This window comes from Pseudomonas sp. NFPP25 (assembly GCF_900116505.1).
Classification (GTDB): domain Bacteria; phylum Pseudomonadota; class Gammaproteobacteria; order Pseudomonadales; family Pseudomonadaceae; genus Aquipseudomonas; species Aquipseudomonas protegens.
The window spans coordinates 1-22,925 of record NZ_FPBG01000011.1; the positions used below are offsets into that span (position 1 = coordinate 1).

General features: G+C 62.3%; 28 protein-coding genes. All 28 read left to right on the top strand.

All coding sequences use genetic code 11. The features are described 5' to 3' along the window. Positions 1-35: 35 nt before the first annotated feature. Complete coding sequence (locus tag BM382_RS30700) at positions 36-260, top strand: helix-turn-helix transcriptional regulator (RefSeq protein ID WP_072444106.1); 225 nt, start codon at positions 36-38, stop codon at positions 258-260. Positions 261-585: 325 nt separating this feature from the next. Continuing rightward, on the top strand, positions 586-1,104 hold the full coding sequence (locus BM382_RS30705) for a phage regulatory CII family protein (protein ID WP_047287319.1): 519 nt from the start codon (positions 586-588) through the stop codon (positions 1,102-1,104). After that, positions 1,097-1,321 (top strand): TraR/DksA family transcriptional regulator, encoded by a 225-nt coding sequence (locus tag BM382_RS30710; protein WP_072444104.1) that lies wholly within the window; start codon positions 1,097-1,099, stop codon positions 1,319-1,321. The genes BM382_RS30705 and BM382_RS30710 overlap by 8 nt, the downstream gene beginning before the upstream one ends. Then, complete coding sequence (locus BM382_RS30715) at positions 1,314-3,533, top strand: virulence-associated E family protein (RefSeq protein WP_072444102.1); 2,220 nt, start codon at positions 1,314-1,316, stop codon at positions 3,531-3,533. Before BM382_RS30710 ends, BM382_RS30715 begins: the two co-directional genes overlap by 8 nt. Next, complete coding sequence (locus BM382_RS30720; protein ID WP_072444100.1) at positions 3,526-3,891, top strand: PA0613 family protein; 366 nt, start codon at positions 3,526-3,528, stop codon at positions 3,889-3,891. Before BM382_RS30715 ends, BM382_RS30720 begins: the two co-directional genes overlap by 8 nt. A 520-nt stretch (positions 3,892-4,411) precedes the next feature. Continuing rightward, entirely contained in the window at positions 4,412-4,753 is a 342-nt protein-coding gene (locus BM382_RS30725) for a phage holin family protein (RefSeq protein ID WP_060839751.1), read from the top strand. Between the two features lie 149 nt (positions 4,754-4,902). Then, positions 4,903-5,427 (top strand): terminase small subunit, encoded by a 525-nt coding sequence (locus tag BM382_RS30730; RefSeq protein WP_072444098.1) that lies wholly within the window; start codon positions 4,903-4,905, stop codon positions 5,425-5,427. A 43-nt stretch (positions 5,428-5,470) separates the two neighbouring features. Next, a complete protein-coding gene (locus tag BM382_RS30735) occupies positions 5,471-7,357 on the top strand; it encodes a phage terminase large subunit family protein (RefSeq protein WP_170866365.1) in 1,887 nt (628 codons plus the stop codon). Between the two features lie 12 nt (positions 7,358-7,369). Next, complete coding sequence (locus tag BM382_RS30740) at positions 7,370-7,585, top strand: hypothetical protein (protein ID WP_072444094.1); 216 nt, start codon at positions 7,370-7,372, stop codon at positions 7,583-7,585. Positions 7,586-7,587: 2 nt separating this feature from the next. After that, a complete protein-coding gene (locus BM382_RS30745; protein ID WP_072444092.1) occupies positions 7,588-9,195 on the top strand; it encodes a phage portal protein in 1,608 nt (535 codons plus the stop codon). A 2-nt stretch (positions 9,196-9,197) separates the two neighbouring features. Beyond that, on the top strand, positions 9,198-10,418 hold the full coding sequence (locus BM382_RS30750; protein ID WP_072444089.1) for a S49 family peptidase: 1,221 nt from the start codon (positions 9,198-9,200) through the stop codon (positions 10,416-10,418). A 12-nt stretch (positions 10,419-10,430) separates the two neighbouring features. Beyond that, positions 10,431-10,781 carry a head decoration protein gene (locus tag BM382_RS30755; protein ID WP_072444087.1) on the top strand — a complete coding sequence of 117 codons (351 nt, stop codon included), beginning with the start codon at positions 10,431-10,433 and terminating at the stop codon, positions 10,779-10,781. 11 nt (positions 10,782-10,792) lie between these two features. Further along, complete coding sequence (locus BM382_RS30760; RefSeq protein WP_072444084.1) at positions 10,793-11,827, top strand: major capsid protein; 1,035 nt, start codon at positions 10,793-10,795, stop codon at positions 11,825-11,827. Position 11,828: 1 nt separating this feature from the next. Then, entirely contained in the window at positions 11,829-12,005 is a 177-nt protein-coding gene (locus BM382_RS31985) for a hypothetical protein (RefSeq protein ID WP_170866366.1), read from the top strand. A gap of 2 nt (positions 12,006-12,007) precedes the next feature. Then, complete coding sequence (locus BM382_RS30765) at positions 12,008-12,328, top strand: head-tail joining protein (protein ID WP_072444082.1); 321 nt, start codon at positions 12,008-12,010, stop codon at positions 12,326-12,328. Beyond that, positions 12,325-12,984 (top strand): hypothetical protein, encoded by a 660-nt coding sequence (locus BM382_RS30770; protein ID WP_072444079.1) that lies wholly within the window; start codon positions 12,325-12,327, stop codon positions 12,982-12,984. Before BM382_RS30765 ends, BM382_RS30770 begins: the two co-directional genes overlap by 4 nt. Then, positions 12,977-13,492: a hypothetical protein gene (locus BM382_RS30775; RefSeq protein WP_072444262.1), complete on the top strand. Its 516-nt coding sequence runs from the start codon at positions 12,977-12,979 to the stop codon at positions 13,490-13,492. The genes BM382_RS30770 and BM382_RS30775 overlap by 8 nt, the downstream gene beginning before the upstream one ends. After that, on the top strand, positions 13,489-14,079 hold the full coding sequence (locus tag BM382_RS30780) for a phage baseplate assembly protein V (protein WP_072444077.1): 591 nt from the start codon (positions 13,489-13,491) through the stop codon (positions 14,077-14,079). The genes BM382_RS30775 and BM382_RS30780 overlap by 4 nt, the downstream gene beginning before the upstream one ends. Positions 14,080-14,143: 64 nt before the next feature. Beyond that, positions 14,144-14,344, top strand: a complete 201-nt coding sequence (locus tag BM382_RS30785) for a hypothetical protein (protein WP_072444075.1) — start codon at positions 14,144-14,146, stop codon at positions 14,342-14,344. Between the two features lie 4 nt (positions 14,345-14,348). Further along, on the top strand, positions 14,349-14,675 hold the full coding sequence (locus BM382_RS30790) for a GPW/gp25 family protein (protein ID WP_072444073.1): 327 nt from the start codon (positions 14,349-14,351) through the stop codon (positions 14,673-14,675). Further along, a complete protein-coding gene (locus BM382_RS30795; RefSeq protein WP_072444070.1) occupies positions 14,672-15,553 on the top strand; it encodes a baseplate assembly protein in 882 nt (293 codons plus the stop codon). The genes BM382_RS30790 and BM382_RS30795 overlap by 4 nt, the downstream gene beginning before the upstream one ends. A 1-nt stretch (position 15,554) precedes the next feature. Beyond that, on the top strand, positions 15,555-16,160 hold the full coding sequence (locus BM382_RS30800) for a phage tail protein I (RefSeq protein ID WP_072444068.1): 606 nt from the start codon (positions 15,555-15,557) through the stop codon (positions 16,158-16,160). Continuing rightward, positions 16,157-17,566 (top strand): phage tail protein, encoded by a 1,410-nt coding sequence (locus tag BM382_RS32150; protein ID WP_239690442.1) that lies wholly within the window; start codon positions 16,157-16,159, stop codon positions 17,564-17,566. The genes BM382_RS30800 and BM382_RS32150 overlap by 4 nt, the downstream gene beginning before the upstream one ends. Before the next feature lie 3 nt (positions 17,567-17,569). Continuing rightward, positions 17,570-18,112: a phage tail assembly chaperone gene (locus BM382_RS30815; RefSeq protein WP_072444066.1), complete on the top strand. Its 543-nt coding sequence runs from the start codon at positions 17,570-17,572 to the stop codon at positions 18,110-18,112. A gap of 99 nt (positions 18,113-18,211) precedes the next feature. Beyond that, positions 18,212-19,378 carry a phage tail sheath subtilisin-like domain-containing protein gene (locus BM382_RS30820; protein WP_011060328.1) on the top strand — a complete coding sequence of 389 codons (1,167 nt, stop codon included), beginning with the start codon at positions 18,212-18,214 and terminating at the stop codon, positions 19,376-19,378. A gap of 12 nt (positions 19,379-19,390) precedes the next feature. Beyond that, on the top strand, positions 19,391-19,900 hold the full coding sequence (locus BM382_RS30825) for a phage major tail tube protein (RefSeq protein WP_011060329.1): 510 nt from the start codon (positions 19,391-19,393) through the stop codon (positions 19,898-19,900). An 11-nt stretch (positions 19,901-19,911) separates the two neighbouring features. After that, the gene (locus tag BM382_RS30830; RefSeq protein WP_011060330.1) at positions 19,912-20,217 is read left to right on the top strand and encodes a phage tail assembly protein; all 306 of its coding nucleotides are present in this window, start codon (positions 19,912-19,914) and stop codon (positions 20,215-20,217) included. 141 nt (positions 20,218-20,358) lie between these two features. Continuing rightward, a complete protein-coding gene (locus BM382_RS30835) occupies positions 20,359-22,923 on the top strand; it encodes a phage tail tape measure protein (RefSeq protein WP_072444064.1) in 2,565 nt (854 codons plus the stop codon). The last annotated feature ends 2 nt before the right edge of the window (positions 22,924-22,925 follow it).

The window sequence follows — 22,925 nt, forward strand, 5'->3', positions numbered from 1 at the left end:
TGCTTAAGATTGCCCCGTGTTATCGGAGACCCCTTATGAACCGTATTGCTGAGCACCGAGAGAAAGCAGGTATTAGGCAAAGAGATTTGGTGGTTGAGCTTGGTTGGACGCAGACGCGTGTTAGCAATTACGAGGCCGGGCGGCGCAATGCTGGGCTTTCGGAGTGTCGGGCAATTGTTCGTGCGCTAAACAAGCTTGGTGCTGCATGTTCGCTTGATGACGTTTTTCCGCCTGATTTAGGTGTAACTCAAGCAGCTTAGAAAAAAGGCGATCCAAAGATCGCCCAGTTCCTCCCAGCACACACCACCACAGTGTCGCCGGGTCGCGGTTTAGGTAGGCGCGCACACCACATGCAAAAACGTCTATTTCAACCGCGCTTTCAAGGCTCGGAGCCTTGGGTTGCTGCCTTCTCCACCACAGATTGGGCAGCTGTTGCGCCAGAGGTGAACAACGGATTGTTCGCCTCGGCACGGTGCTGGTGTCGATCTTGAGGATCTAGCCGGCGTTTGGGCCCTTACAAGCCACGCAGTAAATGTATCACCACTGCATGCTGCGCGGCACTGGCAACTTTTAAGGATTAATGCCATGAGCCGTATTGCTCTGAACTCTGTTGAGCGGGCCAAGCGGGAAGTCTTGCCGCTCGATCTCGCGCTTTACCATGCTGCCCGGGACTATCCCGGTGGCGCCGCTGCCATCGCCGCCACCACCGGCCGCAACCCAACCACGCTGCAGCACAAGCTCTCTCCAACCCACCCCAGCCACAGCATCAACATTCAAGAATTCGGAGAGATTCTTGAGCTGACCAAGGACCGGCGCATTCTCGATGCGGTGCATGCCTTGGTAGGGGACACGATCTGGCAGGAGTTGGCCGAGGCTTACACCAACGACATGCCGGAGACGCTGACCACGGGCATCGCGGTGTATTTTCGTCAGGTTGCCGACCTGGCCGACACCTGGGCCAAGAGCATCGGTGATGGCGTGGTGAGTGATGCTGAGCTGGCCGAAATCCGCCTGCAGGTGTTTCGCGGCATACAGGGGCTGCTGGGCATGTTTAACCGTGCCTCCTACGTCAACCAGACCACTCGGGGGGCGGACCATGGCTGACATTGCGGATTTTGCCAACGATCTGGTGCAAGAGCGCCTCGATCAAGCGCTTGCGGCGCGTCAGTTGCTGAGACCTGAGTTGGCGGCGCACTCCTTCCTCATCTGCGAAGACTGTGACGGTCCTATTCCCGAAGCGCGCCGCTTGGCGCAGCCCGGATGCACCTTGTGCGTGACCTGTCAGGAGATTGATGAAGTGCGGAGGGCCCGCCATGCTTGATGAGGTTTTGGGGCAGTTCGCCGATTACGGCCTGGAGCCCGCGCAGCCGTTGGTGTTCGGCAAGCTCACCCGCTGCAAGACGGCGCAGGATAAGGGCAAGGAGAAAAACGGCTGGTACGTGGTGCATGAGCATTACACCGAGAAGGGCGAAACCCTGATCTTCGGCAGCTTTGGCGACTGGCGTTCGGGTGTGACACAGAAGATCAAGGTCAAACCCGGCCGGATGAGTAGCGAGGAGCGTGAGGTGATGCGCGCCCGGCAGGAAGAGGCGAAGCGCAGGGCGGCGGAAGTGGCGGCTAATGCAGCGCGTCGTGCGGCAAAGCGTGCCGCCGGGTTGTTCAAGCGTATGCCGGAGAAGGGCAAAAGCGCTTACCTGGACCGAAAGCAGATCGTTGGTTTCGGTGTGCGCTATGCACCGCGCTCGGGGGCGTTTCTGGTGCCCATGAGCAACGTGCGCGACCAGATTGTGGGCCTGCAGGTTATCTATCCTGAGAAGCAGCAGAACACTGGCCGCGACAAGTCCTATTGGCCTTACGGGATGTCGAAGGATGGGGCCTTTCATTTGGTCGGTCCACACCCGGAGCCGGGTGAACCGATTCTGGTTTGCGAGGGGTACGCGACCGGCGTCAGCCTGCATATGGCGACTTCGCTGACCGTGGCCATCGCCTTTGATGCGGGCAATCTCATGCCGGTGTCCAAGGCGATGCGTGAGCGCTTCCCGGGCCGTCCGATCATTGTCTGCCGGGATGATGACTGGAAGACAACGCGTCCTAACGGAGAGCCCTGGAATCCCGGCAAGGAACGAGCGGAGAACGCAGCGGCGGTGGTCGGCGGCCAGGTGGTGGCGCCGATCTTTTCCGGCGAGCGGGAGATCAAGTGGACCGACTTCAACGACCTGCATTGCGCCGAAGGTTTGGAGGCGGTGCGTCGTCAGGTACTGGCGGTGGTCAGGCCACCCGCCGCGGGCGGCTGGCGGGATTTGTTGGCCCGCAGCGACAGCGGCATGCTGATCGCGCATATGCAGAACGTTGAACTGATCCTGAGCAACGATGAGCGCTGGGCCGGGGTGATCGGTTTTTGTTCGTTCAGCGCCAAGATCGTCAAGCTGCGGGTACCGCCCTATGGCGGCGACTCCGGCGACTGGGCCGACATCGACGACATGCTGGTGATGAAGTGGCTCGCGCAGCAGTACAACCTGCGGGTCAAGGTCGGCAACGTGATCGAGGCGGTGAGCGTGGTGGCGCACTATCGAGCGTTTCACCCGGTGCGCAATTACCTGCGCGGCCTTGAGTGGGACCGCGTGCCCCGGCTTGATTCCTGGCTCACCGAGATCATGGGTGTGGAACCGACCGACTACAGCTCAAAGGTCGGCAAGCGCTGGATGGTTTCGGCGGTGGGCCGGGTGATGGCGCCGGGGTGCAAGGCGGACTCGGTGATGATTTTGGAAGGTGCCCAGGGCGCCGGTAAGTCGACGGCGATGAGCATTCTCGGCGGTTCGTGGTTTATGGATACGCCGTTTACCCTGGGCGACAAGGATGCGTTCCAGGCGATCCGGGGCAAGTGGATCATCGAACTGGGCGAGCTGGACAGCTTCAACAAAGCCGAGTCGACCAAGGCCAAGCAGTTTTTCTCAGCCTCGGTGGACACCTACCGCGAGAGCTACGGCCGCAGAACGATGGACGTGCCACGCCAGTGTGTTTTCGTGGGCACCACCAACCAAGATGAATACCTAAAGGACGCCACCGGCAACCGGCGTTATTGGCCGGTGGCTTGTACCAAGGTGGACTTGGAGCAACTGCGGCAGATCCGCGATCAGCTCTGGGCCGAGGCGATGTGCTGCTATCAGGCGGGTGATATCTGGTGGGTGATCCGCGACGAAGCGCCGTTGTTCGCCGAGGCGCAGGAAGAGCGCTTTGTGGTGGATGAATGGGAGGTGCCAATTCTGAAGTGGCTGGAAGAGTCGCACCTGGGAGAGACCACCACCGGCAGTCAGATCCTGTCCGAGGTTCTGAAGATTGATCCTAGCCACTGGGGGAAGCCGGAGCAGATGCGCGTGGGTGCGATTATGCATCGGCTGGGGTGGCGCAAGAGGCGTATGCCGGCGTTGGCGAAGAGTGGTATACGCCCATGGGCCTATCAGAAGCCGACCAACTGGGGGCGCGGATCTGCATTGCAGGTGGCGCCGATGGAGGAGGAGCCTTGCTTTGATTAAGCGAATCGACGAGATGCTCAAGCTCTGGGCCCAGGATCTGCACATGCCCACGACCCTGGCCATCGGTAGTGCGGGCGGCGGCAACATGATTGCCATGCTGATGGCGTGCAAAGGCGAGCTGATACGGGGAACCCGTGGCAGTCGGGTGCTGCTGGATGAATCGGCCGATATCGAGCTGATCGTCAACAAACACCTGCCGCCCGAGCTGGCCCTGGTGGTGATGGAGCATTACTGCAATCACGACAGCCTGCTTTCGCAGAAAATGCTGCACTGCGGCTGTAGTGCCAGGACGTACTACCTGCGTTTGCATGAGGCTCACGTGTACATCGACGGCTTGCTCATGGGGAGGGCTGCTTGAGCCTCGCCCTGGCTACGTCTGCTGCTGTCCTACTGGCTCGCCTTGTCCGACTGCGCTTTAACGCAGCAGGACAAGCGCGGGCCTTGTCATTCGTGGGCTGTCCTACTGTCCAACCTCTCAGCGCGTCATGCGCACACATGAGCGCAGCGGGCACACACTACGCGCCTTGGGCGCGCACGCGTGCCTTTCAATTTCTTCTTACAGGCGAGAAAGGAAAGATAGAGGTAGGGCAGTAGGGCAGAGCTTTGTATTTCGGGGCCTGTAGCTGTCCTGCCTGACTCACTATCAGTGGGACAGGCAGGACAGCGCCAAAGGCGCTGATAGCCGAAATAAAGATATTCGCCGACATTGCCTAGGCGTTCACTAGACATTCACCGGGTGGCGTTAAAACAGGGTTGCTGCCAGTAAAATCCACCTGTAAAAAGTAGCCATCTTCGATAGGTGCGACCGCAGAGAGCGGCAGGCATCCACACACCAAACCCGGCCCTTGCGCCGGGTTTTTGCGTTTAAGGGGCGGGCGATGACGAACGAGCAACAAGCACTGGCAGAGATGCCGATCTGGTTAGTGATCGTCCTGGCCCTGGTGGGCGGCGTTTCGGGGGAGATGTGGCGGGCAGACAAGGAAGGAGCGCGAGGTTGGGCATTGGTTCGGCGTCTCGCGCTGCGGTCCGGTGCCTGCATCGTCTGCGGGATGGCGGCAATGATGCTGCTGATCGGCGCCGGTGTATCGGTCTGGACTGCGGGTGCCTTTGGCTGCCTGACGGCGATGGCCGGGGCGGATGTTGCCATTGGCTTGTACGAGCGGTGGGCGGCAAAGCGGATCGGCGTCTCGGAGCAGCCACCCAGCGGCGGGACGGCCTGAATGGTAGGGGCGAGGCCCCGGCGAGCCGGGCCGAATTTTCAGATTTTTGGGTCCTCCCCCGGGGCCGGCCCCTACACGGGTTAGCGAACTCGCGGTTTCCCTGCAGCTGAGATCAGTGCAGGGATGTCCGTCTTTTCAAGGACTTAACAATGGGCAAGACAGTCGGCAAGCCCGAGCTTAGTGAGATCGTCGGTCGCGATGAGCGCACCCTGAGCCGGTGGCAGAACGACGGGATGCCGGTGATTGAGTTCGGGTTAGGGCGGGGCAACGAAAACCAGTACGACACCCAGGCGGTGATCGAATGGTTGATTCACCAAGCCGCCCTGAATGGCAAGAAGGAATCCACCCGGGACCGGCTCGACAGGATACGCGGCGACCGCGAAGAGCTGGCGCTGGCCAAGGACCTGGGCGAGGTTGTGATTGAGGCGGAGATGGTCGAGCGCTTCGAGGCTGTGATCACCTCCGCCAAGATCGAACTGCTCAACACGTTTCCCGATGAACTGGCGGCGACCTTGTCGGCCCGATACGGGGTTGAGGTGGATGAACAACTTATCCGCGAACCCATCGAATCGATACTGAGGAGGTTGTCAGCCTATGGAGAGGACGATGCCGATCTCGATTGGGATCATGACCAGCAAGGCGACACGGAGGGCGCTGAGGAAGACTGCGATTAAGGCCATGCGCCGGGCGTGCCGCAAGTGGGCACCGCCGCCACGGATGAGCGTTATCGAGTGGGCGGACCGGTTCCGCTGGCTGTCGCCAGAAGAGTCGGCCACGCCGGGCAAGTACCGGTTCGACAAGACGCCCCACCTGATCTGGCCGGGTGGCCCGCTGGAAGCCCTGGACGATCCGAACGTCGTCGAGATCGTCGGCCGCAAATCGGCCCAGGTGGCGTGGACCTCGGGCGTGATGGGCAACGCCATCGGCAAATGGATCGACCTGGACCCGTCGCCGATCCTGATCCTGTTTCCCAAGGCCGAGGCCGCCAAGCAATACGTTGCCGAGAAGTTGGAGCCGATGATCGAGGCAACCCCACGGCTGCGCAAGAAGGTCGACCTGCGTAGCCGCAAGCTGCAGCAGCGCCAGGACTTCAAGCGTTTCCCGGGCGGCTTCCTCAAGATGGTCGGCTCCAACAGCCCGGCCAGCGTGAAGTCGACACCTGTGCCACGGGTCGCCGTGGAGGAGCCGGACGACTGCAACCTAAACCTGAGGGGGCAGGGGGACAGCATCAAGCTGGCCAAGGAACGCCTCAAGACCTTCCGCCGCTCGAAGATCATCATCGGCGGCACCCCGACCATCAAGGGGCTGTCGGCAATCGATGCGGAGCTGGAACTGTCGGACAAGCGCGTGGGCCTGGTGCCGTGTCACGACTGCGAACAGTCGCACGCACTGAGCTTCGAGCACCTGCACTGCGACGAAGACCCCAGCTACTTCCACGAGGTCTACGGCAAGCGACGGCCCGAAACAGCTTACTACTCATGTCCGCACTGCGGCTCGATCTGGGATGACCACCAGAAGAACGCTAACCTCAAGCACGGGCGCTGGGAGGCGACGGCCGAGTTTCGCGGTATCGCGGGCTACATCCTCAACGAACTCTATGCCACGTTCCACGGCTCGCGGTTCGAGGTGCTGATGGAGAAGAAGCTGCAGGCTGAGCATGCAGCGTCGAAGGGCAACATCGGGCCGATGATCGCCTTCACCAACAGCTCCATGGGTGAAAGCTACGAGTACAAGGGCAACGCGCCCAAGACCGATGAGCTGGAAAAACGAGCCGAACCCTACGCCGAGTTGACCGCGCCGAAAGGCGTGCTGCTGGTCACGGTCGGGGTGGACGTTCAGGGCGACCGCCTGGCGCTGGTGATCGTGGGCTGGGGCAGGGGCGAGGAGTCGTGGCGGTTGTACTGGGGCGAGCTGCCCGGCAACCCCATCGACCCCCACGACCCGGTCTGGTCCGAACTGGACAAGATCATTGCCACGCCGATTCCGGTCGAAGGTGGCGCACAGCTCGCAGTTTCGGCGGTCAGCCTCGACAGTTCGGACGGTAACACCAGTGATGCGGTGTACACCTACGTGCGTGACCGGCAACGCTTCAACATCATGGCGATCAAGGGCGCGTCCATCGACAGCCGCGACCGGGAGATCTTCACCAAGCCGGCCCAGTCGGCAGACACCAGCCAGGACAACACCAAGGCCGCCAAGTACGGCCTGCGGGTGTTCATCGTTGGCACGCACAAGGCCAAGACGCTGATCGATGGCCGGATGCGGCTCAAGGGCAACGGCCCGGGCCGGATGCACTGGTACAGCGAGATCCGCTCTGATTATTACGAGCAGCTCACCAACGAAGTGCTGGCCCCGCACCCGCGTAACCCCAGTCGGATGGTGTGGCAGAAGAAGGCCGGACGGCGCAACGAAGCCCTGGACTGCGAGGTGTATGCCTTGCACGCCGCTCGTAGCCTGAAGACCCACCTGCTGCGCGACAACGAATGGGACCAGCTGGAGCAGCAACTGCTTCAGCCCACCCTCTTTACCACTGAGCAGGCGGTAGCCCCGGTTCCTCGTCGCGCACTTTCTCGCGGCAGGGGCACCCGGAGCCGCGTCGGCTAACCGAGGTTCACCATGACAGAAGCACAACAACGCCTTGCGGAAGTACGGGCGGCGATCTCGGCCGTCCTGCAAACCGGTCAGCGCCTGCGCCGAGCGGATCGCGAGGTACAACTGGCGGAACTCAACAGCTTGCGTCTGTTGGAGAAACAGTACGCCGAACAGGTGGCTAGCGAGCAGGCCGCGCTCAAGGGGCGTGGCCGTAGCCGCGTTTCTTACGTGGGGATCTGATCATGTGGCCATTCCGTACACGTGAGTCCGCACCTGAGCAGCTGATGCGCGAGGCTATCCGGGTTGCCAGGGCCTCGACCGATGATCGGCAGATCGTCGCTCAGGGTGGGGGTGGCGGCGTTGAAACCCGCTGGCGCGGAGCCTCCCGCGTGCTGCGTAGCATGGCCAGCTGGATCCCTGGCCTGGGCAGCCCGCGCCGTGACTTCAACCAGAGCGAGCGGCGCATGCTGGTGGCGCGCTCCCGCGATGCCATGCGCAATCACTTGGTCGCCCGAGCGGCCATCACGCGCTTGCGTACCAACGTAGTGGGCACCGGGCTGGTCTGCCGGGCGCAGGTCGACAACGAGGCGCTGGGCCTGAGTGAAGAGGAGGCGGATGAGCTGAACGGCCGGCTAGATCGATTGTGGTCCTTGTACGCCGACGATCCTCGGGAGTGCGACGCGGAGGCGACGCTGAACCACTATCAACTGCAGGCCCTGGTGCTGGTGTCCTCGTTGGTGGCTGGTGATGTGCTGGTGGCCAGCCCGGACCAAGAGCGGGCTGGGTGCATCTTCAGCACGCGCCTGCAGCTGATCGAGTCGGATCGGGTCAGCAATCCAAACGGCGGTATGGACCGGGCCGACCTGGTCGATGGGGTCGAGTTTGATTCCTTGGGTGCGCCGGTCGCTTATCACGTCTGCACCGGCTATCCCGGTGAACACCTGGCGGGCAAAACGTTGGGCTGGGAACGCCTTACCGCGTTCGGTGCCGAGACTGGCCGACGTCGTGTGTTGCATGTCCTTGCCGATAAGGAGCGGCCCGGGCAGAAGCGGGGTATGCCCTACCTGGCCCCGGTGCTGGAGCCGTTGCAGAAGCTGGAGCGCTACAGCAGCGCGGAGCTGATGGCGGCGGTGGTCTCGGCCATGTTCACCGTATTTATCAAGAAGGGTGACGCCTTCTCGGCGGGCAATTTGCCGATGACGGCGCTCTCTGAAGAGCGCCCTGATGGCGACAACACCTCTGATGGTGAGCTGAGTCTCGGCGAGGGTGCAATCGTTGACCTTGGAGTGGGTGAGGAGCCCGTTACGGCCAACCCCGGCCGGCCTAACGCACAGTTCGATCCGTTCTTCACTGCGGTGGTCAAGGAGATCGGTGCCGCTCTGGAGCTGCCGCTGGAGGAGTTGCTGCTGCACTACAGCAGCAGTTATAGCGCCGCCCGGGCTGCAATGCTGCAGGCGTGGCGCTTCTACAGCCTGCGCCGCTGGTGGCTGGCCTGCGACTTCTGCCAACCCAGTCGCGAGCTGGTGATCGATGAGGCGGTGGCCCGAGGGTTGATCGACCTTCCCGGCTACGGTGACCCAGCCAAGCGCAAGGCTTACTGCCAGGCCATCTGGATCGGTCCGGCCCGTGGTGCCATCGATGAGCTGAAAGAGGCCAATGCCGCCGGCAAGCGCATCGAGATCGGCGTTAGCAACGAAACCCTGGAGACAGCAGCAATGACCGGCGAGCCCTGGCAGCAGGTGTTCCGCCAGCGCGTGCGCGAGGTCGACCAACGCCGGAAACACAACCTGCAGGCCCTGCCCAAGAGTGGGTTGGAAAACCCGCCCGAGCCTACCCCCGAAGAGGAATAGACATGCCGCGAGCACTTGAGCTGGCTGCCTCGCAGCCCTGGCTGATGCTGCCTGCCGCTCTGGATAACCTGCTGACCATCTCTGATCGCATGGGCGATCCGATGGCGCTGGAGGCCAAGCGCGGCGAGCGGTTGGAAAACACCCGCCAGGTCACCCTGCGCAACGGCGTGGCGGTAGTGCCGGTCATTGGGCCGATCTTCCGTTACGCGAACTTGTTCACCGAGATCAGCGGTGCCACCAGCACCCAGGTCCTGGCCACCGACATTCAGCGTGCGCTGGATGATCCGAAGGTCAGGGCGATTGTCCTCAACATCGACAGCCCGGGCGGTGTCGCTTCCGGTATCAACGAGCTGGCGGAAATGATCTTCGCCGGTCGCTCCCGCAAACGCATCGTGTCCTACATCGGCGGCACGGGGGCGAGCGCCGGCTATTGGATCGCATCCGCCGCCAGCGAGATCGTGATCGATGAGGCCAGTCTGGCGGGAAGCATCGGCGTTGTTGTCGAGGCTGTGGTCGAGAACGAGAACGCCACCGGACGTAAGCGTTACCAGATCGTCAGCCGCGACGCGCCGAACAAGCGTCCTGACCTCTCGACTGAAGAGGGCCGCGCCAAGATCGGCGAAACCATCGATGCCCTGGGCGAAGTGTTTGTGGGCAAGGTCGCCCGCAACCTGGGCGTCGCCGCAGAGAAGGTCCCCGAGATGGGCGACCACGGGGGGCTGCGTGTCGGCGCCGATGCCGTCAAGCACGGCCTGGCCCACCGCGTGGGCTCGCTGGAAGCCCTGATCACCGAACTGGCCAAGCCGGCCATCACCAACCCAAGGATACACACAATGACCACCGTTAAGACCACGGCCGATCTGCGCGCAGCTCTGGCAGCCGGCACCGACCCGAACACCATCGAAATTGCCCAGGCCGACCAGCCGGACCTCGCTGCGATCCGTGCCGAGACGGCCACGGCCGAGCGTGAGCGCATCAAGGGCATCAACGCCCTGGCCAGCAAGGGTTTCGAGAAGGAGATCGAAGCGGCCATCGATACCGGCAGCTCGGTCGAGGCCACCGCGCTGGTGCTGTTCAAGGCCGCCCAGGATCGCGGTATCTCGCTCCAGGGCATCAAGAGCGATGCCCAGGGCGCTACCGGCGCAACCCCAACTGGCGACAGCAAGCTGGCCGAACGCCAAGCCGCTGTTAGCGCAATCGTCGCAGGCGCCTCGCGCCGTTAATTGGAGACATCCATGAGCAACCCTAAAAGCGAAACCTATGTGCCGCGCCAGATCTCGGCGGGTGACTTTCCTGTGGTGATGGAGGCCGGCGTGATCGCTTCTGGCCAGACGCTGCACGCCGGGGCGGTCCTGGGCCAAGTGACCGCATCCAAGGAGTACGTGCTGTGCAAGGCGGCGGCGGAGGACGGCTCGCAAAACCCCTGTGCCGTCCTCGATCAGGACGTTGACACGGCCGGCGGCGCCAAGAGCGCGCCTATTCGCCTGACCGGCCAAGTGCTGGGCAACCAACTCACACTGGGCGAGGGCTTGACCCTGGCCGAAGCCAAGGCCGCTCTGCGTCCTCTGTCTATCTTCATTCGTTGAACGGAGCCACCATGACTGACATTTTCGACACCATGACCATGCTGCAGGCGGTCGAGCAGATCCGCACGCCGCGCCGCTTTCTGATGGACACCTTCTTCAACGGTTCCATGCCGGAAACCTTCGGGACCAAGACGGTGACCATCGACATCATCAAGGGCCAGCGCAAAATGGCTCCTTTCGTTCACCCTTCGCTGCCGGGCAGCGTGGCGTCGCGCAAAGGCTTTGTCTCGAACACCTATGAGCCGCCCTACATTCAGCCCAAGCTGCCGACCAATGCTGAGCTGATCTTGAAGCGTTCGCCCGGGGAAAACCCTTTCTCTACCCGCACGCCACTGCAGCGAGCCGGTGAACAGTTGGGTAAGGACCTGGTTGATCTCGACGAGCAGATCATCCGCCGCGAGGAGTGGATGTGCGCCCAGGCGTTGACCACGGGTAAGGTCCGGGTCATTGGCGAGGGGGTCGATGACACCATCGACTTCCTGATGGAAGACAGCCACAAGATCACCCTCGGTGCCGGGCGCTGGATTACCCCAGACTCGGACCCGATTGCTAACCTACGCCAATGGCAGCGCAAAGTGGCCAAGGACTCCGGCCGTACTGCTGGCGTCGCTGTGCTGAGCGCTGAGGCTCAGGATGCCTTCCAGAAAAATGACACGGTCCTCAAGCAGCTCAACAGTCGCCGGGTGGACATGGGGTTGATCAGGCCCGAGTTGCTGCCAGATGGGGTGACTTACCTGGGCTACCTGAATGATCCAGGCGTCGATCTGTATACCTACAACGAATGGTACCTGGACGATGACAGCGGCGACGAGGCACCGCTGATTCCTGCCGGTGGTGTGATCCTGGGGTCCACTTCCACCCGCAACGCCATGCTGTACGGCGCGATTCAGGATCTCGAAGCCATCGAGAGCGGCTTGGTCGAGGCGGCCCGTTTCCCGAAAAGCTGGGTGACTCAGGAACCGAGCATGCGCTGGCTGAAACTGCAGAGCGCAGCCCTGGCCGGCCTGCTGGAACCGAACGCCTTCATCTACGCCAAGGTGGTGTGACATGGCCGCGAAAGTTGAATACGTGGTGGTGGACGGCTGCATTCAGGACGGCGCCGAGGTTGTAAGGGCAGGCGAGGTCTATGTGCCCCCTAGCACCGAGGTTCGGGATCTGCTGCTTGAGGAGGGCAAGATCACCAAGCGCGGCAAGCTCGACGCTGCCCAGGGCGAGGACGACTAATCATGTCGTTCCGTGACCAAGTGGCAGTGATGGATGCGCGCCTGCTGGATGTCCTAGGCGATGAAGCGGTAATCGAGGGCATCGACAGGCCGATCCCTGGCTTTCTCGCTGCGCCCTGGTTACAGCCCAAACTCGGGAGGATTAATACGGGCCTTCGGGAGCCTCGTTTTGAGATCCGCGTCAGCGATGCAGCAGGCATCACCCCGGGCCGGCACGTCTCCATAGACCTCCCGGCCCAGGATGGCGGCGGGAGCTATGACCTTGTCCGGTTGGAGCCGGGCGGGACTGGATGGGTGGCGCTGGTACTGAGGGCTAAGGCATGAGCATTGGCAGTTACGTCAGACAATCATCCAGCGACGGCATGATCACGCTGCAACCTTCGGCCGTCGATATGCAGGCGTTCAAGGACTTTGCTGCAGTGGTACCCAAGGCCGCAGCTGCGGCCCAGCGCCGGGCGATTAACAAGACCTTGCGTTGGCTTCGGACTTACATCGCCCGCGCTGTCAGCAGCAAGGAGCGCATTGCGGTTGGGGCTGTACGTCAACGGTTGCGGGCGTACACCGTCAACAGCAACGGGCAGGGCAGGCTCTGGTTCGGCATCAACCCGATTGAGTCGAGCCGGATCGGTCGGCCCCGCCAGAGCCGGTCGGGTGTGTCGGTCGTGGGGCGGCGCTATCAGGGAGCCTTTTTCAAGAAGGTCTATGGCAATCAGGCCGACATCTGGATTCGGACCAGCAGCCAGCATTTCAACTCGAAGGACTACCCCGAGAGTCAGGTGTCTGGTGTTGGCTCGGGGTCGGGTTGGGTGTCTGAGCAGGATGACCGCTTTCCCCTGGCCAAGGCTAAGGTGTCACTGGATGACGTGCGGCCGACGTTCGAGGAGTGGGTCAGGCGTGCTGACGAGCGCTTGCTGGCGATCCTTGAGCAAGAACTGAACTTTGAGCTGCAGAAGTACCTGCGAGGTGGCAAACGTGTCTGATGAACCTTTCAGCCTGGAGCAGTTATACGGCGCGATAGAGCAGCATATCCGCGATGCCATCCCCGACTTGGCTTACGTGGCGACCATGCCTGACCTGTTCAAGGAGTCTGTGGCTATCCCGGCGGTGGTGATCGAGTTGGTGGAGCTGGAGCCGGGTCAAGATCAGCTTACCGGTGAAACCGTACTTGATGCTCGCTTTGAGGCGCGGGTGATCGTGGGGGCTGAGCAGGAACAGCCCCAGCAGCAAGCCGCCTTTGCCGCTTCGCAGATTGCAGTGCTGTTGCGTATGCAGACGTGGGGCGTTGAGGTGGACCCTGCGGTGTTTGTACGGGCCGCCCAGGACTGGACGCGGCCCGAGCTGGACACCTATGTAGTCTGGGTTGTGGAATGGACCCAGGGAATCTACCTCGGCAAAGAGGAATGGCCGTGGCCGGATCAGCCGCCGGGCACGTTGGTGTTTAATCTGGGCGAGGGTGTCGGTGATGTCCGGCCCGAGGAGTTGTCGTGAGCTACGTCAGCGCACAACACGACCGTATGCTGGCCGGCCTGATCATCCCGTGCAGTGTGGTCGGTGTAGATCTCGCCGGCGGGACGGTGCGGGTTTCTGATGGTGCGGGCTGGACCAGCGCCTGGGTGCGCTGGCACAGCCAGGCCGCCGGCAAGGCCCGGCACTGGCGGGCGCCGAGCCTGGGTGAGCAGGGGGCTTTGATCAGCCCCAGTGGCGAGCCAGCACAAGGCACCTTCGTGCCTGGCCTGTATGGCAATGCCGGTCCCCAGCCTGACAACCGCGACCACGTCGAGGTTTGGCGCTTCGACGACGGCGGCTCGCTGGTTTACGACTGGCAGGCCAAAAGCTACAGCATCAACCTGCCCAGCGGCACGGTGACCATTCAGGTCGGTGGCAGCTCGGCGGTGGTGACTGACAGCGCCATTACCGGCAAGGCCGATACCATTACGCTGTCCGGGCAAATCACCTTGAATGGCGAAGTGCTAATCAACGGCGCGAGCTTGAAGCACAACGGGGTGAACGTCGGGTCGACCCATACCCACCTGGGCGTGCTGCCTGGGCCTGCCTCAACTGCACCGCCGCAGTGATACCCCTGCGACCGTCACTCACACCCAGCCGCCCAGAGCGGCTTTTTTGTACCTGGAGGAATGTATGTCCACCCCCAAGAAGCTACCTGCTGAAGCCGCCGGAGCCAGCCCTACAGTGTTCCGCGACACGCTTTACACCTCCCGGGTGTTGATCCTGCCGGACGGCCGCCAGTTGGCCGTGGTCCAGGGACAGGTATCCGCTGACGCTGGCGACAGCGCCGCGCTGGAGTACCTGAGCAAGCACCCGGATCTGCAGCAGGAGTAACGCGATGATCGGAATGGATCGCCGCACCGGCCAGCCGCTGTCGGGCATCGAGCATGTGCGGCAGTCCATCGAGGACATCCTGACCACGCCGCTGGGCAGCCGTCGGATGCGGCCGGAGTACGGCAGTAACCTGCGCCGCTATGTCGACTTGCCGGTGACCGGCGGTTGGAAAAGCGCGGTTCAGGCTGAGGTGGCTCGGGCGCTATTGCGCTGGGAGCCACGCCTGAAGCTGGAGCGGGTACGGGTGGTAGCGGTGGTGGGTGGCCAGATCAGCTTCGAGTTGGTCGGCCAGTACCTGGGCAATAACGCGGTTTTGGAGGTGACGGCATGAGCATGCTGGACTTGTCGGTACTGCCGGCGCCGCAGGTGCTGGAAGCCCTGGACTTTGAAGCGTTGTACCAGGCCAAGCTGGCAACCTTTCGCCGGCACATGGGCGAAAACTGGACTGCAGACTTGGAGAGCGACCCGGTCACCAAGCAGCTGGAGCTGTCGGCTTACGGGGATATGCAACTGCGGGCCCGAGTCAACGACGCGGCCAAGGCGCTGTTGTTGGCCCACGCCAAGGGCACGGACTTGGATCACCTGGCGGCCAACGTCAACTTACAGCGCCTGGTGGTCCAGCCCGGAGATCCGCAGGCAGTGCCACCGGTGGAGGAGGTCAAGGAGTCCGACGACGCACTGCGCGAGCGTGTCCAGTTGGCCTATGAAGGACTGACCACTGCCGGGCCGCGCAATAGCTACATCCTACATGCGCGCAATGCCTCGGCCCTGGTGGCGGATGCCGAGGCCGAAAGCCCGTCGCCGGCCTGTGTGACGGTCACGGTGCTGAGCCTGGAAGGCGACGGCGCGGCCGCTCCCGAGCTGCTGGCGACTGTCGCGGCAGCCCTCAATGATGAGGATGTGAGGCCACTGGGAGATCGGGTCACAGTCCAGAGTGCCCAGGTGCTGCCGTATCGCATTGACGCGGTGCTGCACATGAAGGGGCCAGGGCCGGAGAGTGATGCCGCGCTGGCAGAGGCAGAGCGCAAGCTGGCCGCCTGGGTCAACCCGCGCCGGCGCCTGGGCATCGAGGTGGCCCGTTCAGCCATTGATGCCCAACTGCATGTGGCCGGCGTGGCCCGGGTTGAGTTGCCAGGGTGGCAGGACATTGCCCCGACGCGGGCCCAGGCGGCGTACTGCACCGGCTACAGCGTCACCCTGGGAGGCTGACATGACCAGCCTATTGCCGATTAACAGCACGCCGCTGGAAAGGGCCCTTGAGGCTGCGAATGCCGGCGACACCTCGATTGTGCTGCGCACCCTGTACAACCCCGCGACCTGTCCGGTGCATCTGCTGCCCCAGTTGGCCTGGGCCTGGTCGGTGGATCGCTGGGACCCGCGCTGGTCCGAGACGGTCAAGCGTAACGCGATCCGGGCGGCCCACTTCATCCATGCCCGCAAGGGCACCATCGGTGCGTTGCGCCGGGTGGTGGAGCCGCTGGGCTACCTGATCGAGGTGGTCGAGTGGTGGCAGACGGTGCCCACTGGTGAGCCGGCCACCTTTGCTCTCAAGGTCGGCGTGCTGGATACCGGCATCACCGAAGAGATGTATGCCGAACTCACGCGCTTAATCGACGACGCTAAGCCCATCAGTCGTCATATGACGGGCCTGGCCATCAGCCTGGAAACCTCCGGGGTGATCGGCTACGGCGCCTATGTGGACCAGGGCGAGGTGATCGACGTTTACCCCCCGACACCCCGCGATATTGAAGTGACCGGCCGTTATGGCCAGGTCGTGTGCATTGATGAAATAGACACCCTGGACGTGTACCCATGATCGATTCCAATAGTCAGTTCTTCGCCATCCTCACGGCGGTAGGCGAGGCGAAACAAGCCAACGCTACGGCGCTCGGTGTGCCCTGGACTTTCAAGGAGATGGTGGTAGGGGATGCCAACGGCACCGACCCCATCCCGAACCGGACCCAGACCAAGCTGATCAACGAATGGCGCCGGGCCCCGGTCAATCAGGTACGCACTGACCCGGCGAACCCGAACATCATCATCACCGAGCAGGTGATCCCGTCCGATGTGGGCGGGCGCTGGATTCGTGAGATCGGTCTTTTCGATGCAGACGGCGATCTCGTGGCGGTGGCCAATTGCGCCCCGAGCTTCAAGCCTCTGTTGGCCCAGGGCACCGGCAAGACCCAGATCATTCGCATGAACTTTGTTGTGTCGAATACTGCCCAGATCGTGCTCAAGATTGATCCGGCGGTAGTGCTGGCGACCCGGCAATACGTCGACGAATCGCTGGCCGCGGCGCTGCCGGCAAGTAAGATCCCCGGCACTTACCGGCAGGTGACCATCGACAAGCGCGGCATTGTTGTCAGTGGTGCTAACCCGACCACGCTGGCTGGCTATGGCATCACCGATGCTTTCACCAAGCCGGAAACGTCAGCGGCGATCAATCAAGCGGTGGCCGCGCTGGTCGCAGCGTCGCCCGGCGCACTCGACACGTTAAAAGAGCTTGCGGATGCGTTGGGCAACGACCCGAACTTCGCTACAACCATGACCAATGCCCTGGCGTCGAAAGCGAACAAGGCGACGACCCTTGGCGGTTACGGCATTACTGATGGCGCGACCAAGACCGAACTGAATAGCGGGCTTGCTGACTACATCAAGAAAGGCCAGGTGTTGAACCCTGGAGAAAGCCTCACATGCACGAGTGCCACCACGGGTACGATTGCTGGCACCAGCAGCAGTGCTGGCGGGTTTGAAGCTCGCGCAAATGCTACCGCTGCCGCAGTGCTCAGCTTTCATCGGCCAGGGAGCTTTGGAGTCAATTTTGGCCTAGACACCGACAATCAGCTCAAAGTTGGCGGCTGGAGTATGGGGAGCGTGGCCCATACGATCTGGCACTCCGGCAATCGTCCACGTGATACGGCGTCCCTTGGCCCAGCAGGCTGGAGCAAGAACGCAGACACCGGTGAAATAGTCCAGTGGATAGAGGTGCCCGTTAATGACTTCCAGCATGGAAGACTCATCAACATTACTTGGCCCTTTCAGTTTCCAACGCAGTTCCTCCACGCCGTCATCAGCTTTCGTCAGGCCTCTAGCTCAGGGAATTTTTGTGGACAGGCCGTCTATTCAGCTGGCACTCAAACGGGGTGCACTTTGCGAATGGAGGAGTGGGCCGGAGTCGGCCAGGATGGCTTGGTGGTCATTGTTACAGCCAGGGGGTTTTAGTCAGTGAACATATTTTACAGTGCGAAACAAAATGCCTTTTTCAATGACGTCCTGCACAGCACCCGCACTATCCAGGTGCCAGACCCCGACTGGGCCCCGCCAAAAGATCAAAATGAAGGCTCTGCAACCGCTCCTTTGGTTGCTGTTCAGAATCCCGCGTGTCTTCTTCCTCCAGAAAATGAGCTCGTGCAAATATCGCAGGATGACCACGACGCTATCTTTCGGGCACTCGCAAAAGGCGGCACTGTTCTGACAAGTGATGGCAAGGGCTTCCCGACACTTGTCGCCGCGCCTGGACCGACAGCGGAAGAACTGGCGGCTGCCGAACGCATATCGCGGGACCGGATATTGTTGAACACTGATCCGCTGGTAGCGCGGCACCGAGACGAGCTGGAGGCGGGCCGGTCGACCACAATCACTGCAGAGCAATACAAGCAGTTGCAGATTTATCGCCAGGCCCTGCGGGATTGGCCCGAGGTAGTTGGGTTTCCTTCGATAGATAAGCGCCCGGTAACGCCGCCTTGGCTTATCGAGCAGATCAACTAAACGCCCCGCACCGACGGGGCGTTTTATTTCCCGCGCTTCGGCGCCTGTTCCTCCCACAGCCTCGCTCATGCGGGGCTTTTTCATGTCTGGAGCTTATCCATGAGTGGTTTCTTTCACGGCGTTACCGTCACCAACGTCGACACCGGCACGCGGACTATCTCGCTGCCGTCATCCTCGATCATCGGCTTGGTGGACACTTTCACCGAAGGCCCCGACTTCAGCGCCAAGGCCAATGACTTGTTACTGATCACCAACGAGCGCGAAGCCATCGCGGCCTGGGGGCCGGATGCGGCCATCACCAAGGCGTGCAAGGCCATCTACCAGCGCGCCAAGGCGGTGATTGTTGCGTGCGGTGTGGCCAAGGTTCAGGACGCCGCACAGCAGACCTCGGCGATCATCGGTGGGGTGCTGGCCAGCGGCAAGCGTACCGGCCTGCAGGCGCTGCTGGATGGCAAGAGTCGATTCAACGCGCAGCCGCGGTTGCTGGTGGCCCCCAAGCACAGCGCAGATCTGCCAGTGGGCACAGCCCTGGTCGCCCTGGCCGACAAGCTGCGTGGCCTGGCCATCCTCGACGGCCCCAACACCACCGACGAGGCGGCCATGGAGTACGCCAAGAACTTCGGCGCCAAGCGGGCCTACCTGGTCGATCCGGGTATTCAGTACTGGGACACCGGCGAGAGCGCCACCGTCGATGCGCCGGCTTCGGCCTGGTCGGCGGGCCTGTTCGCCTGGACCGACAACGAGTACGGCTTCTGGGCCTCGCCCTCGAACAAGGAGTTTGTCGGCCTCACCGGTACCACTCGGCCTATTGAGTTTCTGGATGGGGACGAGACTTGCCGGGCCAACCTGCTGAACAACGCCAACATCACCACGATTATTCGTGATGCGGGCTTTCGGCTTTGGGGCAACCGTACGTTGTCGAGTGATCCGAAGTGGGCATTCGTCACCCGGGTGCGGACCATGGACATCGTCATGGACGCGATCCTCTACGGCCACAAGTGGGCGGTCGACCGTTCGATCACCGCGACCTATGTCAAGGACGTGACCGAGGGCCTGCAGGCGTTCATGCGCGACCTAAAGAATCAGGGCGCCATCATCAACTTCGAGGTCTACGCGGACACCGAACTCAACACCGCCAGCCAGCTGGAGCAGGGCAAGGTGTACTGGAACATCCGCTTTACCGACGTACCGCCCGCCGAAAACCCCAACTTCCGCGTCGAGGTCACCAACCAGTGGTTGACCGAAGTCCTCGATTCCGCCGCTTAAGGAGCCGCAGCAATGGCAATGATTCCCGAAACCCTGGCGAACATGAACCTGTTCGCCGATGGCATCAGCTTCCAGGGTGATGTCCCAAGCCTGACTCTGCCCAAGCTCACGCTCAAGACAGAGGAACACCGGGTCGGCGGCATGGACCTGCCGGTGGAGCTGGACATGGGCATGGAAAAACAAGAAGCCGGCTTTACCACCACCGGCGTGCGCCGCGAGTCGTTGAAGCTCTTCGGCCTGGCCGACGGTACCGCCTTCAATGGCGTGTTCCGGGGTGCCTTCAAGGGCCTCAAGGGCAAGGTTACCCCGGTGATTGTCACCCTGCGCGGCATGCTCAAAGAGGTTGATATGGGCGACTGGAAGGCCGGCGACAAGGCCGAGATCAAGCACAACGTGGCGTTGACCTACTACAAGCTGGAAGTGGACGGCCGCCTCATTTACGAGATCGATGCGCTGGGTATGAAGCGCGTGATCAACGGCGTCGACCAGCTCGCCGCCCAACGTTCGGCCCTGGGCCTGTAAGGAAAACCCCCATGACTCAAGTAGCGAAAAAGACACCGGCCTGGATGACCCTGAGTGCCGAGAGCGTGGCCGTGACCCTCACCAAGGCGGTGGAGATGAATGGCGTGGTCTGCGACAAGGTCACCCTGCGTGCACCCACCGTGCGCGATGTACGTGCCGCCAACACCGCCGCCGGTGGTGACGACGAACAGCGCGAGTTGATGCTGTTTTCCAGCCTGGCTGGGGTTGGGTCTAAGGATCTGGAGGGCATGACCCTCAAGGATTACCAGCGCCTGCAGGCCGGCTATTTTCGCCTGGTGCAAGACGACGAACTTTGACCCGGCGGTGATGAAGATGGCGGCGAAGCGGCTCGCGAGCGAGCTGCATTTTTCCGCCGAGGAAATCATGACCATGCGCTTTAGCGACATGGTCTGGTGGCTCACGGACTGAGCCCATCAACTCGGGCATAGGTGAATCAGATGGCAAGCAAGCTGGCGTTGGGGCTGGTGATCGGCGGCGCCGTCAGTTCGACGGTGGGGGCTGCCTTCAAGACGGTTGAGGGCCGGATCAAGAAGCTGGAGGAACAGGGCAACAAGGCCAAGGTGCTGAAGAACACCATCGGCGAAACCATGCGCCTGCGGGATGAATGGAGGCGGGCGCACGAAACCGGTGCGGCCTCGGCCGCCGGGTTGTTGCGCAAGCTGGAAGGGAACCTGACCAGCCTGCAGAAGCAGGGTATCCAGGTTAACAAGCTGCGCCAGGAATATCAGGCACTCGGCCGAGTGGCCCGGGGTGCCGATCTGCAGCTTAAGGGGCACCAGCAGATCCAGCAGGGCAAGGAGGGCCTCAAGTCCAGCATTGGCCAGGCCGTGGCCGGTGTCGGGGCGGTAGCTATTCCGACCAAGATCAGCGCGGACTATCAGGCGATCATTCGCGATATTGCGATCAAGGCCGACGTGGCGAACAAGCCACAAGAAGCCCAGTTGACCCGCACCATCATTCAGACCTCGCAAGACACCGGAATGGGCCGCAACGACGTGGCCGAGCTGGTGAATCAGTTGGTTGGCGCCGGGATGGAGCTGGACAAGGCGCTGTCCTATGCGCCGGTGGCGGCCAAGTTTGCCGTGGGCCAGGGCTCGGGTGGTGAGGACACCGCCAAAATGATCCAGGCGCTGGAGCAGAACGCCAAGATCAGCGACCCGAAGGTCATGGAGAAGGCCCTGGAAGCCATCGCGATGCAGGGTCAGGCGGGCAGCTTTGAGGCGTCCGACATGGCGCGCTGGTTTCCGCAGCTGCTGGCTGGCATGGGCAAGATGGAAATCACCGGCATGGATGCGGTGAGTCAGTTGGGCTCGATGCTGCAGGTGCAGATGAAGACTGCCGGTGGCTCCGATGAGGCAGCCAACAACCTGAAAAACTGGATGGAGAAAATCGGTTCCGGGGAAGTGGTCAAGGCGTACAAGGATGCTGGTATTGATTACCAGGCCTCACTGAGTACCGGTGTTCAGAAAGGTATGTCGACCCTGGAGTCGAGCTTTGAGCTGGCCATGCGGTACATCAAGGCCACGGATCCGGCGAAGGCGGCGAAGATGGCCGAGGCCCAGGCGAAGATCAGCAAGGAGGCGGATCCGGCCAAAGCCAAGGCAATGCTGAACGCCCTGGAGCAGTCCTTGCGCACCGGTGACCTGTTCTCCGACATGCAAGTCAAGGCGGCACTGACGGCGTACTCGCAGAACCGGGAGCTGTACGAGCAGCTCAAGAAAGATTCGTTGAGCGCTAAGGGCATCCTCGACAAGAACCTGGCCGAGCGCCGGGAAACCTCCTCGCAGCTGTGGGCCGAAACAGTTCACGCGATGAACGATGGCATGCGGGCCGTGGGGGATGCTCTGCGGCCAGCAACAGATGCCGTGGCCAAGCACATCACCACGGTGGCCAGGTCGCTAACTGGCTTGGCGGAGAAAGCCCCGCCCCTGGTGATGGGGATTACCGCCCTGGGGGCTGGGCTGGTCGCGCTAAAGAGCGTGGTGTCCGCCGTCAAGATCGGCAAGGGCCTGCTCAATGTGGCTCACGGTTCGTTGATGGGTAACCCGAACGTGATTCAGCGGGTGTTTGTCACCAACGCCGGCGGGTTGGGCGGAGGTGATTACGACGTCGATGGTGGCAAGGATAAGAAGGGAGGCAAAGGCGGCAGGGGCTCCCGGGCAGGAAGGGCGGGGCGCGGCCGACTTGGTAGTGTCGGGCGGGCGCTCAGGAGTGTCTTTAGCCGGGGCGGTGTGGGGACCGTTGCAAAAGGTGCGGTGGGTTTAGGCTCGGCAGCCTTAAAAGGTACAGGTTCCCTGTTAAAGGGGCTGGCACCGGTGGTCAAAGGCGGGGCCTTCCTGTCGGTGCTGGGTGCCGGCCTCAAGGCTGCAGACACCTATCAGAATGCCAAGACCAAGGACGAGAAAGCAGAGGGCTATGGCGGCGCGGCGGGGGGGCTGGCGGGTGCTTTGGTCGGGACGAAAATGGGGTTGGCTGCCGGTGCGGCCATTGGCTCTGTCGTTCCAGGGCTTGGCACTGCCATCGGGGGGGCTATCGGTGCTGCCATCGGGGGCACTGTCGGTTACCTGGGAGGTGATGCCCTGGGCTCTTATGCTGGCAAGTCGATGTTCGGTTCTGATGACTCGCTCAAGCGGATGCCCGCAGCGGGCCCGCTGATGCTGGCCAATGCCGGGAAGGACATCCCGCCGGTCCTGGGCGACATCGCGAAATCGTTCAAGACCGGGCAGACGCCCCCGGTCATGGGGCAGGTGGTTCGCTCGATGGGGTCAGCCTCACCGTCGGCTGCCGTGCCGGCAATGCTCAAGGCGCCCGAACCTGCGAAGCAGGTGCCCAAGGTCGATCAGCAGTTTGCTTTCTCGCCGAGCCTGCAGGTCACGGTGCAGGGGGACGTTAAAGACCCGGCTCAGGTGGCCCGGGAGGTTGAGCCTTATATGCGCCGGATGTTCGACGAGTACAGCCGCCAGGCTGCGGCGCGTCAGCTGTCGGATGAACCACACGTTTAAGG